At 71.8% G+C, this 15,154-nt stretch carries 15 protein-coding genes and 1 tRNA gene; 6 read left to right on the top strand and 10 right to left on the bottom strand.

The features are described from left to right. Positions 1-48: 48 nt before the first annotated feature. A complete protein-coding gene (locus tag ACI78T_RS16175) occupies positions 49-873 on the top strand; it encodes a class I SAM-dependent methyltransferase (protein WP_456559140.1) in 825 nt (274 codons plus the stop codon). Positions 874-1,250: 377 nt separating this feature from the next. Here the strand turns inward: ACI78T_RS16175 and ACI78T_RS16170 are convergent. Beyond that, a tRNA-Asn gene (locus ACI78T_RS16170) sits at positions 1,251-1,323 on the bottom strand. 138 nt (positions 1,324-1,461) lie between these two features. Here ACI78T_RS16170 and ACI78T_RS16165 point away from each other — a divergent pair. Further along, the gene (locus ACI78T_RS16165; protein WP_456559139.1) at positions 1,462-1,671 is read left to right on the top strand and encodes a hypothetical protein; all 210 of its coding nucleotides are present in this window, start codon (positions 1,462-1,464) and stop codon (positions 1,669-1,671) included. Between the two features lie 7 nt (positions 1,672-1,678). Here the strand turns inward: ACI78T_RS16165 and ACI78T_RS16160 are convergent, their stop codons facing one another. Genes ACI78T_RS16160 through ACI78T_RS16145 form a run of 4 tightly spaced genes read right to left on the bottom strand, consistent with a single transcriptional unit; the run spans position 1,679 to position 5,279 of the window. After that, a complete protein-coding gene (locus ACI78T_RS16160) occupies positions 1,679-2,251 on the bottom strand; it encodes a hypothetical protein (RefSeq protein ID WP_456559138.1) in 573 nt (190 codons plus the stop codon). After that, on the bottom strand, positions 2,248-4,131 hold the full coding sequence (dnaG, locus tag ACI78T_RS16155; RefSeq protein WP_456559137.1) for a DNA primase: 1,884 nt from the start codon (positions 4,129-4,131) through the stop codon (positions 2,248-2,250). Before dnaG ends, ACI78T_RS16160 begins: the two co-directional genes overlap by 4 nt. Beyond that, positions 4,131-4,640: a hypothetical protein gene (locus tag ACI78T_RS16150; protein WP_456559136.1), complete on the bottom strand. Its 510-nt coding sequence runs from the start codon at positions 4,638-4,640 to the stop codon at positions 4,131-4,133. The genes dnaG and ACI78T_RS16150 overlap by 1 nt, the downstream gene beginning before the upstream one ends. Before the next feature lie 9 nt (positions 4,641-4,649). Next, positions 4,650-5,279 carry a YdcF family protein gene (locus ACI78T_RS16145; RefSeq protein WP_456559135.1) on the bottom strand — a complete coding sequence of 210 codons (630 nt, stop codon included), beginning with the start codon at positions 5,277-5,279 and terminating at the stop codon, positions 4,650-4,652. 116 nt (positions 5,280-5,395) lie between these two features. On the opposite strand from ACI78T_RS16145, the gene ACI78T_RS16140 reads away from it, so the two are divergent. From ACI78T_RS16140 to ACI78T_RS16130, 3 genes are all read left to right on the top strand, one after another. Then, positions 5,396-5,827, top strand: a complete 432-nt coding sequence (locus tag ACI78T_RS16140; RefSeq protein WP_456559134.1) for a Fur family transcriptional regulator — start codon at positions 5,396-5,398, stop codon at positions 5,825-5,827. 37 nt (positions 5,828-5,864) lie between these two features. Next, positions 5,865-8,087 (top strand): catalase/peroxidase HPI, encoded by a 2,223-nt coding sequence (gene katG, locus ACI78T_RS16135; protein ID WP_456559133.1) that lies wholly within the window; start codon positions 5,865-5,867, stop codon positions 8,085-8,087. Between the two features lie 74 nt (positions 8,088-8,161). After that, positions 8,162-8,308 (top strand): hypothetical protein, encoded by a 147-nt coding sequence (locus tag ACI78T_RS16130; protein WP_456559132.1) that lies wholly within the window; start codon positions 8,162-8,164, stop codon positions 8,306-8,308. An 18-nt stretch (positions 8,309-8,326) separates the two neighbouring features. Here the strand turns inward: ACI78T_RS16130 and ppdK are convergent, their stop codons facing one another. From ppdK to dusB, 3 genes are all read right to left on the bottom strand, one after another. Next, positions 8,327-11,026 carry a pyruvate, phosphate dikinase gene (gene ppdK / locus ACI78T_RS16125; RefSeq protein WP_456559131.1) on the bottom strand — a complete coding sequence of 900 codons (2,700 nt, stop codon included), beginning with the start codon at positions 11,024-11,026 and terminating at the stop codon, positions 8,327-8,329. 159 nt (positions 11,027-11,185) lie between these two features. After that, a complete protein-coding gene (locus ACI78T_RS16120; RefSeq protein WP_456559130.1) occupies positions 11,186-11,623 on the bottom strand; it encodes a hypothetical protein in 438 nt (145 codons plus the stop codon). Then, on the bottom strand, positions 11,620-12,783 hold the full coding sequence (gene dusB, locus ACI78T_RS16115) for a tRNA dihydrouridine synthase DusB (protein ID WP_456559129.1): 1,164 nt from the start codon (positions 12,781-12,783) through the stop codon (positions 11,620-11,622). The genes ACI78T_RS16120 and dusB overlap by 4 nt, the downstream gene beginning before the upstream one ends. Before the next feature lie 84 nt (positions 12,784-12,867). Here dusB and ACI78T_RS16110 point away from each other — a divergent pair, with 84 nt between their 5' ends. Beyond that, positions 12,868-13,467, top strand: coding sequence for a hypothetical protein (locus ACI78T_RS16110; protein ID WP_456559128.1), 600 nt, complete (start codon positions 12,868-12,870; stop codon positions 13,465-13,467). Here ACI78T_RS16110 and ACI78T_RS16105 read toward each other — a convergent pair. Together ACI78T_RS16105 and ACI78T_RS16100 are read right to left on the bottom strand one after the other, a co-directional pair. Then, positions 13,437-14,834 carry a glycine--tRNA ligase gene (locus ACI78T_RS16105; protein ID WP_456559127.1) on the bottom strand — a complete coding sequence of 466 codons (1,398 nt, stop codon included), beginning with the start codon at positions 14,832-14,834 and terminating at the stop codon, positions 13,437-13,439. The genes ACI78T_RS16110 and ACI78T_RS16105 overlap by 31 nt on opposite strands. An 83-nt stretch (positions 14,835-14,917) precedes the next feature. Continuing rightward, positions 14,918-15,154: hypothetical protein (locus ACI78T_RS16100; protein WP_456559126.1), on the bottom strand; the 237-nt coding region annotated here is incomplete at its 5' end.

Here is a 15,154-nt window from a genome sequence, read left to right as displayed (position 1 = left end):
GATGGCCATGTTTCTCAAATCCTTCATCCGAGATGCCGGGAGTCCTCGATGACTACCGCGGTCGCCGAGCACTGGGCCAGCGAGGATGTCTACGGTCGGATCGTCACCGCGCTCCACGCGGCAGGGAAGTCACTCGACGCGCTGACCATCGAGGACCTCGCCCCGGTCGACCACTTCCACGCTCGCGGATTACCGGCCACGATCGAGCTTGGCGACTCTCTTCCAGCCAGGGCCGGGGACCACTTGCTCGACGTCGGTTGCGGGCTCGGGGGGCCGGCTCGCTACTTCGCCCGGCGCTTCGGTTGCCGGGTCAGCGGCATCGACGTGACTGGGCCGTTCATCGACGCCGGCCGGCGGCTCACGGAGTTGCTCGGGATGGGGGCAGTGGTCGACCTGCGACAGGGGGACGGTCAGGCCCTGCCATACGGCGACGGAACGTTTGACGGCGGCTACGCCCAGCACGTCACGATGAACGTGCCGGACCGGCCCTCCTTCTTCGGTGAGGCCTGGCGGGTGATCCGACCTGGTGGATTCTTCGCGATCACGGAACACGGCCGAGGAAACGCGGGTCCGACATACCACCCGGTGCCCTGGTCGGAGGACGGCCGGGGGGAGTTCCTCGTGACGCCCGAGGAGACCGTAGAACTCCTCGGCGCAGCGGGTTTCGTCGACATCGACGTCACCGACACCGGCCAGGACGACCTGCAGAGATACCGGGCGACCCTGGCACTGGCGGAGCGTGGCGATCTGCCGGCCCTCGGCCTGCATGTGCTCATGGGGCCTGGGGCTGTTGAGAAGTGGCGCAACTCGGCCCGCAACATCGAGGAGGGCCGCACGCATCCGGTGAGGGTGGTCTGCCGTAAGCCAGGATGAGGTCTGCGTCTGGGGTTGCTCGCCGGCCTGACCATCGAGTACCTGCGCGGCGACCCAACCGGTCAACCGAGCGGGTCTCCGGGCCGACGGGCGGCGCTGATCGCGCACTGAAGGGCTGAGGACCAGGCGGTCCTACCCCGAGGATCTCACCGCGGGTCGGTTGCTTGCTGCCGGACGAGGAGCATGACCCAGGACGTCTACATGGGTCGCGGCCTGGCGAGCCCGGAGGCGGCGACGGCCCTGCAGCGCTCACGCTGATCAGCGACGTCGAAACGATCCGCGAGGCTGGGAGCCGGACCGGCGGGGACGAATGTTCGTCGCTTGTTCGTCGCAACGGCAGGTGCGGAGGGCGCCTTGAGCGGCTGACCTGCGCTTTGCTCCCCCGACTGGACTTGAACCAGTAACCCTGCGATTAACAGTCGCATGCTCTGCCAATTGAGCTACGGGGGACGAGCGGGTACGACCCGCTGGCCCGACGAGACTACCTCACCCCTCGGAGAGCCCTCGGACCCCCTCGCCGACGCGTCGCGTCGCGTAGGACACAGGTAGCGTGATCACCGATCTCGCCCGACCGTCTCGGAGGTTCCCGTGGCCAAGCTGTCCTTCCTCGCCGGGTTCGGCGCGGGCTACGTCCTGGGCTCGAAGGCCGGCCGCGAGCGCTACGAGCAGATCCGGCGCGGCTGGGAGCAGGCCAAGGACGACCCGCGCCTGCAGAGCATCGCGGGCGTCGCGCAGGCCAAGGCCGACGACGCGCTCTCCTCGCTGCGCGCGAAGATGGGCAACGAGACCCCGCGCTGAGCCCGGCTCAGTCGACCTGGTCGGCCGCCACCAGGTCGGCCAGCTTCTTCCGGGCGGCCTCGCGCGCCTCCGGGTCGCTGCGCCGCTCGTCGTCGTCGAAGACGACGGTCCACTCGCGCCCGGGCTGACCGGGGATCCGGCGAGCGACCAGCAGGACCCCTCCCCCGCCGGGCAGCGGTGAGCGCTGGCTGGAGACGACCGTCTGGTCCACCCGGCGGCGGACCACCGCCGGCAGGTCGCCGGCGTCGGTGAGGGCGTGGCGCCGCTGCGGCTGCCGGGCCTGGACTCCGGGCTCCACCTCGACCAGAGCGGTGACGACGAAGCTGCCGCCCTCCCCCGCCTTCGACCACCGTGCCTCGGCGACCTCGTGCCACGGCAGCACCGGCGAGTCCGTGACGTCGGTGACCTCCCGCGGCACGACGCGCAGGCCGCGGCTCGTGGCCACCAGCCAGCCCTCGTCGCGCGTCAGCGTCCCCCACGCGAGCACCCGCTCGTCCGGGTCGGCCGACGCCAGGACGGCGACCCGCACCGGCTCCGGCGGCCGCGCGAAGCGGCGCCGGACGCGCTCGAGCAGCGTCACGGGGTCAGCCCGCCCATCGCGCGCTCGCGCAGGGAGCGCGCCTGGGCCTCCAGCGCCACGAGCCGGCCGAAGACCTTCGTGTACTCGTCGGGCGACTCGACCGGGTTCATGCGCTGCAGCTTGCTCTTCAGGTTCGCCACCTGGCGCACGGTCGCCATCTCCTGCAGCCGGGCCAGGACGGCGTTGACGTAGTGCGCGTCGCCCTCGCCGACCGACCGCAACGGCTCGACGGCGAGCGCGGTCAGCTGGGCGCGGGCCGACTCGCGCGAGCACTGCGCGGCCACCTGGTCCAGCCACTCGGGACCGGTGACCCGCGCGGAGGCGGCGCCCCCGGTCGCGGCGACGGCAGCCGCGACCGCCGAGTAGTCGGGGTCGGTGTAGGCGTCGAACGGGATGGCGTCGAACGAGGGCCCGGCGATCTCCGGAACCTGCAACGCCGCCTTCACCGCCTCCCGCTCCACCTCGATGGCAGCGTCGTCCGGGGTGCGCTGCGGCATGCGGGAGCGCTGGCGGGGCCGCTCCTCCCCGCCGCCGGACAGCCGGCGGAGGCGGTCCATCACCTCGGACTCGTCGGGCAGGCCGAGCAACCCGGCGAGGCGGCGGGCGTAGGCGGGGCGCAGCGCGTGGTCCTTGATCTGGGCCAGCAGCGGCGCGGTCTTCTCTAGTGCCGCGACGCGCCCCTCCACCGTGTCGAGGTCGTAGGCGGCGATAGTCGTCTTGAGCACGAACTCGATCAGCGGCGTTCGGCGGGCGATCAGGTCACGGACGGCGGCGTCGCCGTGCTCCTGGCGCAGCTCGCACGGGTCGTTGCCGTTGGGCTCGACGGCGACGAACGTCTGGCCGACGAAGCGCTGGTCCTCGGCGAAGGTCTTCATGGCCGCCGCCTGGCCCGCCGCGTCGCCGTCGAAGGTGTAGACCACCTCGCCGCGGAACTCGTCCTGGTCCATGAGGAGCCGGCGGAGCACGCTGATGTGCTCGCCACCGAACGCCGTCCCGCAGGAGGCGACCGCCGTGGTGACGCCGGCGAGGTGGCAGGCCATCACGTCGGTGTAGCCCTCGACGACGACGGCCTGGTGCCGGCGGGCGATGTCCCGCTTGGCGCGCTCGATGCCGTAGAGCACGGTGCTCTTCTTGTAGAGCGGCGTCTCGGGGGTGTTGAGGTACTTCGGCCCCTGGTCGTCGTCCATCAGCTTGCGGGCACCGAAGCCGATGACGTCGCCGGTGATGTCCTTGATCGGCCAGACCAGCCGGCGGTGGAAGCGGTCGATGAGCGTCCCGCGGGAGGACTCCTTGGCCAGCCCCGCGGTGACCAGCTCGGCCTGCGTGAAGCCCTTGCCGCGCAGGTGGCGGGTCAGGGTGTCCCAGCCGCCCGGCGCGAAGCCGCAGCCGAAGTCGAGCGCCACCTGCCGGTCGAAGCCGCGCTCGGCGAGGAACTGGCGGGCGGGCGCTGCCTCGGGCGCGCCCAACTGCTCGGCGAAGAAGCGCGCCGCCTCGGTGTTGGCGGCGACCAGGCGGGCGCGCTGGCCGACGTTGGCCCGGTCGGGGGCGCCGGTCGCCCGGCCGCTGTCGTCCTCGTAGTGCAGCTCGACGTTGGCCCGCCCGGCGAGCAGCTCGACCGCCTCGGAGAACGACAGGTGGTCGATCTTCTGCACGAAGGAGATGACGTCACCTCCTTCCCCGCAGCCGAAGCAGTGGAAGAGGTTGCGCGTCGGGGTCACCTGGAATGACGGCGACTTCTCGTCGTGGAACGGGCACAGGCCCTTCAGGCTGCCGCCGCCGGCGCGCTTGAGCTGCAGGTGCTCGCCGACGATCTCGTCGATCTTCGAGCGCTCGCGGACCAGCGCGATGTCGGCGGCCCGGATCCGTCCACGGCCGGCCATCAGCTGCTCCCCCCGATGACGGCGGCGCCGGTCGCCGCGCTGATCGCCGCGGTGTTGCGGCGGCTGATGACCAGCAGCAACCACAGCAGGAAGACCCGCTGGTCGAGCGGCAGGTCGGTGTGCACGGTGAGCGTCGGGCGAGGCGACCAGCCACCGGTGGTGCCGCTCTCGGCCACGGCCCGCCCGCCGGAGGTGAACCGGTGGGTGCCCTTCCAGTACGAGGCGCTCTCCACCTCGACCGTCGTCCCCTCGAGGTCGGCCGACCAGGTGCCCTTCCACAGCGAGGTCTGCGTCGCGCGCAGGCGGGCGGCCTCCTCCGGCTCGACCGCCCAGCGGCCGGTGAGCACGCCCTTGCGCTTGCTGAAGACCCACTCGCGGTCGCCGACCACCGCCGTGGCCGACTCCTTCCAGTCCGAGGCGCGCAGGGTCGCGACGACGGACCCGGCCCGGAACACCGGGATCACGCCCTTGCCGGCGCCGGCGGTGCCGGACTTGCCCAGTTCGAGCACCTGTCCCCCTCAGCCGATCCCGGGTGCGCCGGCGACGCTCTCACCGGTCACCCGGTAGAGCAGATAGGCAGCAGTCTCCCGCAGGATGTAGCGGAACTGCGTGGCGCGGGTCTGCACGGCGGGCCCCTGCCGGGTCGGCGAGCTCTCGGCCTCCATGCCGGCGTCCTCGGCCATCCGCTGGGCGCGCATGGCGTGCCACGGGTCGGTGACCAGGACGGCGCTCGACCAGCCGCGCTCGGCGAAGGCCGCGCCCACCGCCCGCATGCTCTGCAGCGTGTCGACGCCCTCCGGCACGGCGAGCAGGCCGTCGTCCGGCACCCCCTGCTCGGCGAGGTAGGCCCTGCCCGCCTCGGCCTCGCTGAACTGGTCGCCGTCGGCCTTGCCGCCGACGGTCACGATGACCGGCGCGACGCCGTCCTCGTAGAGGGCGATGGCGTGCTCGAGCCGGGCCTCGAAGATCGAGGAGGGGACGCCGTTGTACTGCGCGGTGCCGAGCACCACGATCGCGTCGGAGGCCGGGCGCGAGTCCTGCCGCGCGGTCCACCAGATCGCCAGGCCGGTGGAGGCGACGAGCAGCAGGAACGCGAGGACGGCGGCGCCGGCCACCCGTCCGAGCAGGTTCCCGATGCGCACGCCCACGCGTCATGGGTACCACGCCGCACCGACGGTCCGGGGCGCACGGGAAGGATGTGGCGTGCCCGACCGGTGACGTTCGTATCTTGATCGGATCAAGCTCATCGGGAAGGGTGAGAGGCGTGCCGACCGGTCCCGACTTCGAGACGATGCTGCGCGACGCGCGGCTCCGGGTCACCCGTCCGCGGCTGGCGGTGCTGGCCGCCGTGCACGGCAACCCGCACGCCGACACCGACTCGCTCATCACCATCGTCCGCCGCGACTCCGGCGAGGTCTCCCACCAGGCGGTCTACGACGTGCTGCGCACGCTGACCGAGGTGGGCCTGCTCCGGCGCTTCCAGCCCGAGGGCTCGGTGGCGCGCTACGAGGCGCGCGTCGGGGACAACCACCACCACCTGGTCTGCCGGTCGTGCGGCGCCATCGTCGACGTCGACTGCGCCGTCGGCGAGGCCCCCTGCCTGACCGCGAGCGACCACGCCGGGTACACGATCGACGAGGCCGAGGTCATCTACTGGGGCCGCTGCCCGACCTGCGCCCGCACCCCCGCTCCCTGAACACCCGGACCGATCCGCAGCACAGAGAGGCACACCGTTGAAGGACGAGACCAACAAGGTCCAGACCGAGAGCACCAGCGAGAGCGAGAACCCGGCGATCCCGTCGCCGGAGTCGCACACCGGCGGGCGCCCTCGCACGAACCGGGACTGGTGGCCGAACCAGGTCGACCTGTCGGTGCTGAACAAGCCCTCCAGGGACTCCGACCCGCTCGGTGAGGACTTCGACTACAAGGCCGAGTTCGCGAAGCTCGACGTCGAGGCACTCAAGGCCGACCTGCGCACCCTGATGCGCACCTCGCAGGACTGGTGGCCGGCCGACTGGGGCCACTACGGCCCGCTCTTCATCCGCATGTCCTGGCACGCGGCCGGCACCTACCGCATCGCAGACGGCCGCGGTGGCGGCGGGCAGGGCGCGCAGCGCTTCGCCCCGCTCAACAGCTGGCCGGACAACGCCAGCCTCGACAAGGCCCGCCGCCTGCTGCTGCCGATCAAGCAGAAGTACGGCCGCAAGCTGTCCTGGGCCGACCTGCTCGTGCTCGCCGGCAACGTCGCGCACGACGACATGGGCCTGCCGACGTTCGGCTTCGCCTTCGGCCGCGAGGACACCTGGCAGCCCGAGGAGGTCTTCTGGGGTCCCGAGGACACCTGGCTCGGCGACGAGCGCTACGCGGGTGACGAGCCGCTCAACCTGGACGAGGGCCCGCTGGCCAACGTCACCATGGGCCTGATCTACGTCAACCCCGAGGGCCCGAAGGGCCAGCCCGACCCGATGGGCTCCGGGCACGACATCAAGCAGACCTTCCGCCGGATGGGCATGACCGACGAGGAGACCGTCGCGCTGATCGCCGGCGGCCACACCTTCGGCAAGACGCACGGCAACGGCGACCCGTCCTTGCTCGGCCCGGAGCCCGAGGGCTGCCCCGTGCACGGCAACGGCCTCGGCTGGCAGAACCCCAACGGCACCGGCAAGGGCGCCGACACCATCACCAGCGGCCTCGAGGGCGCCTGGACCCCCACGCCCACGCAGTGGGACAACTCCTACTGGGACACCCTGTTCGGCTGGGACTGGGAGCTCGTCACCAGCCCGGCCGGCGCCAAGCAGTGGCAGCCGAAGAACCCCGAGGCGCAGGAGCTGGTCCCGGACGCGCACATCCCCGGCAAGAAGAACCCGCCGATGATGTCCACCGCCGACATGGCGCTGCGGGTGGACCCGGAGCTGCGTGCCTACGCCGAGCGCTTCCGGGACGACCCGGAGTACTTCGCCGACCAGTACGCCCGCGCCTGGTTCAAGCTGCTGCACCGCGACATGGGCCCCAAGGTCCGCTACCTCGGCCCCGACGTGCCCGCCGAGGACCTGATCTGGCAGGACCCGGTCCCGGCCGTCGACCACGAGCTCGTGGGTGACGCGGAGATCGCCGACCTCAAGCAGCGCCTGCTGTCCTCCGGGCTCACCGTGTCGCAGCTGGTGCACACCGCCTGGTCGGCCGCTGCGTCCTTCCGCAGCACCGACAACCGCGGCGGCGCCAACGGTGCCCGGATCCGCCTCGAGCCGCAGATCGGCTGGGCGGCCAACGAGGGCGTCCGCGACGTGCTGCCGGTGCTCGAGCGCGTCAAGGGCGAGTTCGAGCAGCAGACGGGCAAGCGGGTCTCGCTGGCCGACCTGATCGTCCTCGGCGGCAGTGCCGCGGTCGAGAAGGCCGCCGCCGACGCCGGCGTCCAGGTCACCGTCCCGTTCCACCCGGGCCGCACCGACGCCTCGCAGGAGCAGACCGACGTCGACAACTTCCGCTGGCTGGAGACGCGGGCCGACGGCTTCCGCAACTGGATCGCCCCGGGCAGCAAGATCTCCCCGGAGACGCTGCTGGTCGACAAGGCCTACATGCTCTCGCTGACCCCGAAGGAGATGACGCTGCTCGTCGGAGGCCTGCGGGTCCTGGGCGCCAACACCGGGGGCGTGCCGCACGGCGTGCTCACCGACCGGCCCGGCGTCCTGTCCCAGGACTTCTTCCGGAACCTGCTCGACCTCGGGATCTCCTGGTCCACGTCGGCCGAGGCCGAGGGCGTCTACGAGGGCCGGGACGCCGACGGCAACGTCGTCCGCACCGCCACCGCCGCCGACCTGGTGTTCAACTCGAACTCCATCCTGCGCGGCATCGTCGAGGTCTACTCGGCCGACGACGCCCAGGAGAAGTTCGTGCGGGACTTCGTCGACGCCTGGGTGAAGGTCATGGAGCTGGACCGCTTCGACCTGCACGCCTGATCCACCGCCGACGCCCCGGCCCGCCTCGTGCGGGCCGGGGCGTCGGCGCGTCCGGGCCCGGGTAGCGGCCGAGCATGGCTGAGAAGAGCGGCAAGGGCAGCGACACCGCGAAGAAGGCGAACGCCAAGGCGGAGAAGGAGGGGAAGAAGAACCCCCGGAAGAGCTCCGCCGCCCAGAGCGAGCTGGGCAAGAAGGGCGGGAAGAAGAACAAGAAGAAGTGACGCCGGGGCGCCGGGCGGTCAGGACCCGGCGCGCTCCCCGCCCAGCGCCGCCCGACCGGCCTCCAGCCGGGCCACGGGGACCCGGAACGGCGAGCAGGACACGTAGTCCAGCCCCACCTCGTGGAAGAAGTGCACCGAGTCGGGGTCGCCGCCGTGCTCGCCGCAGATCCCCAGCTTGAGGTCCGGCCGGGCCGCCCGGCCCGACTCCGCTCCGATCTGCACGAGCCGGCCCACGCCGTCGCGATCCAGGGACTCGAACGGCGAGATCCCGAAGATGCCCTTGTCCAGGTACTGGTGGAAGAACGCCGCCTCGACGTCGTCGCGGGAGAAGCCCCACGTCATCTGGGTGAGGTCGTTCGTGCCGAAGGAGAAGAACTCCGCGTACTCGGCGATCTCGCCGGCGGTCAGCGCCGCGCGCGGCACCTCGATCATGGTGCCGATCAACGCCTTCACCTCGACGCCCTCGGCCTCGCACACCTCGGCGAGGACCTTCTCCGACTCCTCGCGGATGGCCTCCAGCTCCTGCACCGCGCCGACCAGCGGGATCATGATCTCCGGCCGCGGGTCGCCACCGGCCTTGCGCCGCTCGCACGCCGCCTCGGCGATCGCGCGCACCTGCATGGCGAACAGGCCCGGGACGACCAGCCCCAGCCGCACGCCGCGCAGGCCCAGCATCGGGTTGGACTCGTGCATGCCGCGCACGGCGGCGAGCAGGCGCAGGCTGCCCTCGTCGGGCTCCCCGCGCTCCTCGGCCAGCGCCACCCGGACCGAGAGCTCCGTGAGGTCGGGCAGGAACTCGTGCAGCGGCGGGTCGAGCAGCCGCACCGTCACCGGCAGCCCGTCCATCGCCTCGAAGATCTCGAGGAAGTCCTGCTTCTGCAGCGGCTCCAGGGCGTCGAGCGCGGCCTGCCGCTCGTCGTCGCCGTCGGCCAGGATCAGCTTCTCCACCAGCTGCCGCCGGTCGCCGAGGAACATGTGCTCGGTCCGGCAGAGGCCGATGCCGCGGGCGCCGAAGCGGCGGGCGCGGGCGGAGTCCTCCGGGGTGTCGGCGTTGGTGCGCACGTCCAGCCGCCGCACCTCGTCGGCGTGGGTGAGGATCCGGTGCACGCTGCGCACGAGGTCGTCGGCGTCGTCGGACTCCGGGTCGATCTCGCCCTCGAAGTAGCGGACGACGGACGACGGCTCGACAGGCACCTCCCCCAGCCACACCCGGCCGGTCGACCCGTCGATGGAGATGACGTCGCCCTCGTTGACCACGGTGCCGTCGGGGGCGGTGAACTTCTTCGCCTTGGTGTCGACCTGCAGCTCCTCGGCGCCGCAGACGCACGTCTTGCCCATGCCGCGGGCGACGACGGCGGCGTGCGACGTCTTGCCGCCCCGGCTGGTCAGCACGCCCTGGGCGGCGATCATCCCGGAGAGGTCGTCGGGGTTGGTCTCGCGGCGGACCAGCACGACCTGCTCGCCGCGGTCGGCCCACTTCACCGCCTCCTCCGACGAGAAGACCGCCTTGCCGACGGCCGCCCCCGGCGAGGCGTTCATGCCCTGGGTGAGCTGCTGGGCGTCCCCGCCGGAGACGAACCGCGGGAACATCAGCTGGGCCAGCTGGTCACCGGTGACCCGGCGGACCGCCTCGTCCATGTCGATGAGGCCCTCGTCGACCAGCTGGGTGGCGATCACGAACGCCGCCGCGGCGGTGCGCTTGCCGACGCGGGTCTGCAGCATCCAGAGCTTGTTGCGCTCGATCGTGAACTCGATGTCGCACAGGTCGCGGTAGTGCGACTCCAGGCGCGACATCGTCTCCATGAGCTCGGCGTATGCGCCCTCGTCGATCTGCTCGAGGTCGGTGAGCGGCACGGTGTTCCGGATGCCGGCGACGACGTCCTCGCCCTGCGCGTTCTGCAGGTAGTCGCCGTAGACGCCCTGCGCACCGCTGCCCGGGTCGCGGGTGAACGCGACGCCGGTGCCCGAGTCGCTACCGAGGTTGCCGAACACCATCGCGACGACGTTCACGGCGGTGCCCGCGTCGCCCGGGATGCGCTCCCGGCGGCGGTAGATGATCGCCCGCTCGGAGTTCCACGAGTCGAAGACGGCGTTGATCGCCATGTCCATCTGCTCGCGCGGGTCCTGCGGGAAGTCGCGGCCGGTGTGCTCCCGCACGATCGCCTTGAACCGGCCGACGACGTCCTCCAGGTGCTCGGCGTCGAGGTCGAGGTCCAGGTCGGTGCCCTGCTCGGCCTTGACCTCGTCGAGCGCGTCGTCGAACAGCTCGCCGTCGATGTCGAGCACCGTCTTGCCGAACATCTGGATCAGCCGGCGGTAGGAGTCCCAGGCGAAGCGCTCGCTGCCCGACTGCTGGGCCAGCCCCTGCACGGAGTCGTCGTTGAGGCCGACGTTGAGGACCGTCTCCATCATCCCGGGCATGGACGCGGCGGCTCCGGAGCGGACCGACACCAGCAGCGGGTCGGCCGGGTCACCCAGCGTCTTCCCCATCGCCTTCTCCAGGTCGGCGAGGTGCTCGCTGACCTGGGCGTCCAGCTCGGGCGGGGTGCCGCCGTTCTCCAGGTAGTAGCGGCAGGCGTCGGTGGTGATCGTGAACCCGGGCGGGACGGGCAGGCCCAGGTTCGTCATCTCGGCCAGGTTCGCGCCCTTGCCGCCCAGCAGGTCCTTCTGGTCCTTGTTGCCCTCGCTGAAGTCGTAGACCCACTTCACGTCAGCCACCTGGTACCTCCGCGATCGTCAGCCGGCGAACACGTCTGGTGGAGGACTCCCCCTGGCGCAAGACGTCCTAAACGTCCACCGAAGTGTGCTGATCGTGGCGGACGCCGGCGGCGGGCGCGAGAGCTGGGCCGGGTGACACGGATCACCGGCGCGCCGACCTCAGCCGGCGGCGTCGACCCCGCAGACCTTGAGGCCGTCCTCGCCGATCACCGTCAGCTCGGAGGTCGTCCCGTCGGCCCACTCGACGGGCACGACCCGGGTGTCGCCGTCCCGGCGGACCTCGCCGAGCTCCGGGTCGCCGTCCCCGAAGTAGTCGCCGGCGACCTCGTCGGGAGCCAGGCGGATGCGCTCCTCCTGGCACAGCAGGTCGTAGGCCGTCTCCGTGTCGTCGGCGGCGAGCGCGGCCAGGAAGACCCCGCTGACCTCCTTGGCCTGGTCCGACGCCGTCCCCTTGAGGGTCAGCGTCAGCACGACCATGAGGACGGCGACGACGACGGTGCCGCCGAACACGAGGACGAGCAGCTTGCCCGACCGGCGGGGCGTGCCGGTGTGCAGCGGCGCGGGGCCCTCGTCGTACAGGAAGGGTCCCTGCGTCATCCGCCGCTCACCTCGAGCTCGGCGCCCGCCGGCGGGCGCGGGTCGTCGCGGTCGTCGAGCCACCCCTCGGGCAGCGCGACGGGGCGCGGCGGGCTGGTCCGCCCGCGCGGGGCGCCCAGGACGGCGACGGGATAGGGCTGGTCCGGGATGCCGGCCAGCAGCTCGGCGAGCTCGTCGAGTCCGCTGACCATCGCCAGCGCGCGGCGGGTGTCGGAGCCGACCGAGAAGCCCTTCAGGTACCAGGCCACGTGCTTGCGGAAGTCGGTGCAGCCGTGCAGCTCGCCCTGCTCCTCGGACAGCAGCGTGGCGTGCCGGTGCATGACGGCCGCGACCTCGCGCAGCGTCGGCAAGGCGCGCTCGCTGCGGCCGGCGAAGGCGGCGGCCAGGTCGCCGAACAGCCACGGCCGGCCGAGGCAGCCGCGCCCGATGACGACGCCCGCGCAGCCGGTCTCGGCGACCATGCGCAGCGCGTCGTCGGCCTCCCAGATGTCGCCGTTGCCGAGCACCGGGATGTCCACGGCCTCGACCAGGCGGGCGATGGGCGCCCAGTCGGCCGTGCCGCTGTAGAGCTGGTCGGCGGTGCGCCCGTGCAGGGTGATCGCCGCGGCGCCCTCGCCCTGGGCGATCCGGCCGGCCTCGAGGTAGGTGACGTGCTCGGCGTCGATGCCGATGCGGGTCTTCACGGTGACCGGGACGTCTCCCGCGGCGCGCACGGCCGAGCGCACGATGTCGCGGAACAGCACCCGTCGCCAGGGCAGCGCCGATCCCCCGCCCTTGCGGGTCACCTTGGGCACCGGGCAACCGAAGTTCAGGTCGATGTGAGCGGGGCGGGTGCCGGCCACGCCCTCGTCGACCAGCATCTCGACGGCGCGCCCGACGGTCGCCGGGTCGACGCCGTAGAGCTGGACGGAGAAGGCGTCCTTCTCGTCGGCGGTCGCCCGCACCATGCCGAGGGTCTTCTCGTTGCGCTCGACCAGCGCCCGCGTGGTGATCATCTCGCAGACGTAGAGCCCGGCCCCGAACTCGCGGCACAGCGTGCGGAAGGCCGGGTTGGTGATGCCGGCCATCGGGGCGAGCACGACCGCGGGGTCGACGCTCAGCGCGCCGAGCTCCAGCGGCGGCAGGGCAGCCGTCGTCGTCGGCTCGAGCGTGGTGGTCACGCCACCCAGGGTAGGCGGCGACGCAGGTCACCCACGACGTCCCGATGTTCTGGTGCACTTCTCCTGACGTCGGGAGGTGCCGCCGTGGATGCGCTGCTGACCTGGTTGGCCGACTACTCGCTGCCGGTCGTCGTCCTCCTGGCCGTCGGGGCTGTCTTCCTGTTCGCGGCGAGGACCGTCGTCGAGAAGGCCGTCAGCGCGCGGCTCGACGCCTACGCCGAGGAGCTGAAGCTGCGGTTGGGCCGGCGCTCCGGGTTCGAGGAGAAGATCCTCACCGACCGCTACGTAGCCTTCCTGGACCTGTTCACCCGGCTGCAGCGGATCACGACCGAGCTCAACCGCGCCCAGCACGGGCAGCCGCTGCCGGAGGGGTTCCTCGTCGGCGGCGACCTCGTCCCGCTGACAGCTGTCTACGAGGAGCTGAACGTCCAGGAACTGCTGCTGGGGCCGCGCCTGCACACCGCGCTGACCGACGCCGCGGCTGCGGTGCTGCAGCTGGCCAACGGCGACGACGACGGGTGGCTCCCCGCCGTCGCCCGGCTGGAGCGGGCGGCCGACGAGGAGTTCGGGCTCAGCGGCATCCGCTGGTCCGACGGGGCGCGCCGGGGCCGGGTCCCCGCGCAGGGGACCCGGCCTCGGCGCACCCACGCGGATCAGCAGCCGGGGAGGCGCGCTCCCAGGTAGGACTCGACCTGGTCCAGGGCGACCCGCTCCTGGCTCATCGAGTCGCGCTCGCGGATGGTCACCGCCTGGTCCTCGAGGGTGTCGAAGTCGACGGTGATGCAGAACGGCGTCCCGACCTCGTCCTGGCGGCGGTACCGGCGGCCGATGGCCCCGGCGTCGTCGAAGTCGACGTTCCAGTTCCGGCGCAGGGTCGCGGCGAGGTCCTTGGCCTTCGGCGAGAGGTCGGCGTTGCGCGACAGCGGCAGGACGGCGGCCTTCACCGGGGCCAGCCGCGGGTCGAGCTTGAGCACCGTGCGGGTGTCGACGCCGCCCTTGGCGTTGGGCGCCTCGTCCTCGGTGTAGGCCTCGATGAGGAACGCCATCAGCGAGCGGGTGAGGCCGGCCGCGGGCTCGATGACGTACGGCGTCCAGCGAGTGTTGGTCGCCTGGTCGAAGTACGAGAGATCCGTGCCCGAGTGCTCGGAGTGCGTCGACAGGTCGAAGTCGGTGCGGTTGGCGATGCCCTCGAGCTCGCCCCACTCCGAGCCCTGGAAGCCGAAGCGGTACTCGATGTCGACGGTGCGCTTCGAGTAGTGCGACAGCTTCTCCTTCGGGTGCTCGAAGTGCCGCAGGTTGTCCGGGTCGATGCCCAGGTCGGTGTACCAGCGGGTCCGCTCGTCGATCCAGTACTGGTGCCACTGCTCGTCGCTGCCCGGCTCGACGAAGAACTCCATCTCCATCTGCTCGAACTCGCGGGTGCGGAAGATGAAGTTGCCCGGCGTGATCTCGTTGCGGAACGACTTGCCGATCTGCCCGATGCCGAACGGCGGCTTCTTGCGGGCGGCGCCCATGACGTTGGCGAAGTTCACGAAGATGCCCTGGGCGGTCTCCGGGCGCAGGTAGTGCAGGCCGTTCTCGTCCTCGACCGGGCCGAGGTAGGTCTTCAGCATCATGTTGAAGTCGCGCGGCTCGGTCCACGCGCCCTTCGTGCCGCAGTTCGGGCAGGTGATGTCGAGCAGGCCGTTCTCGGGCGCCCGGCCCTTCTTCGCCTCGAACTCCTCCTCGAGGTGGTCGGCCCGGAAGCGCTTGTGGCAGTTCTGGCACTCGGTCAGCGGGTCGGTGAAGACGCCGACGTGGCCCGACGCCACCCACACCTGGCGCGGCAGGATCACCGACGAGTCGAGGCCGACGATGTCGTCCCGGCTCTGGACGACGGTCCGCCACCACTGCTTCTTGATGTTCTCCTTGAGCTCGACGCCCAGGGGGCCGTAGTCCCACGCGGAGCGGGTCCCGCCGTAGATCTCACCCGACGGGAAGACGAACCCCCGGCGCTTGCAGAGGTTGACGACCTTGTCGAGTCGCTGGGGGTCGTGCTTGGCGGTGCTCACGCGGAGGGCTCCATCCGGCTGGCGGTCGGCGGTTGACCTGCCCACGGTAGTTGGCGCCGTCCAGCCGCCCGGCGGCCCCCGGCTCAGCCGGTGGAGCGGACGACGGCGGTCACCCCTGCCTGCCCGAGCAGGTCGGCCGTGCCGTCGATGGTCGCGCCGCGCAGCATCATCACCAGCAGGACGACGCCCAGCACCAGCAGCACGAGCGCGAGCCCGGCGATCCAGGGCCAGGTGCGGCGCCGGGCGCGCGCCCGAGGTCCCACCGTCACGTTGACCGACGGAGGTGTGCCGAACTCGAGCGTGCGGTGCGGAGGCCTCCG

The organism is Blastococcus sp. SYSU D00922, from assembly GCF_054050495.1.
Note: the sequence above shows the minus strand (reverse complement) of the source record. Positions and strands in the feature narration are given on the sequence as shown.

Excerpts from the sequence above, each read along its gene's own strand:
- ACI78T_RS16175 (WP_456559140.1), top strand. The coding sequence starts at position 49 with ATGACTACCGCGGTCGCCGAGCACTGGGCCAGCGAGGATGTCTACGGT.
- dnaG (WP_456559137.1), bottom strand. The coding sequence starts at position 4,131 with ATGGCCGGCCGTGGACGGATCCGGGCCGCCGACATCGCGCTGGTCCGC.
- ACI78T_RS16130 (WP_456559132.1), top strand. The coding sequence starts at position 8,162 with ATGGCTGAGAAGAGCGGCAAGGGCAGCGACACCGCGAAGAAGGCGAAC.
- ACI78T_RS16120 (WP_456559130.1), bottom strand. The coding sequence starts at position 11,623 with ATGACGCAGGGACCCTTCCTGTACGACGAGGGCCCCGCGCCGCTGCAC.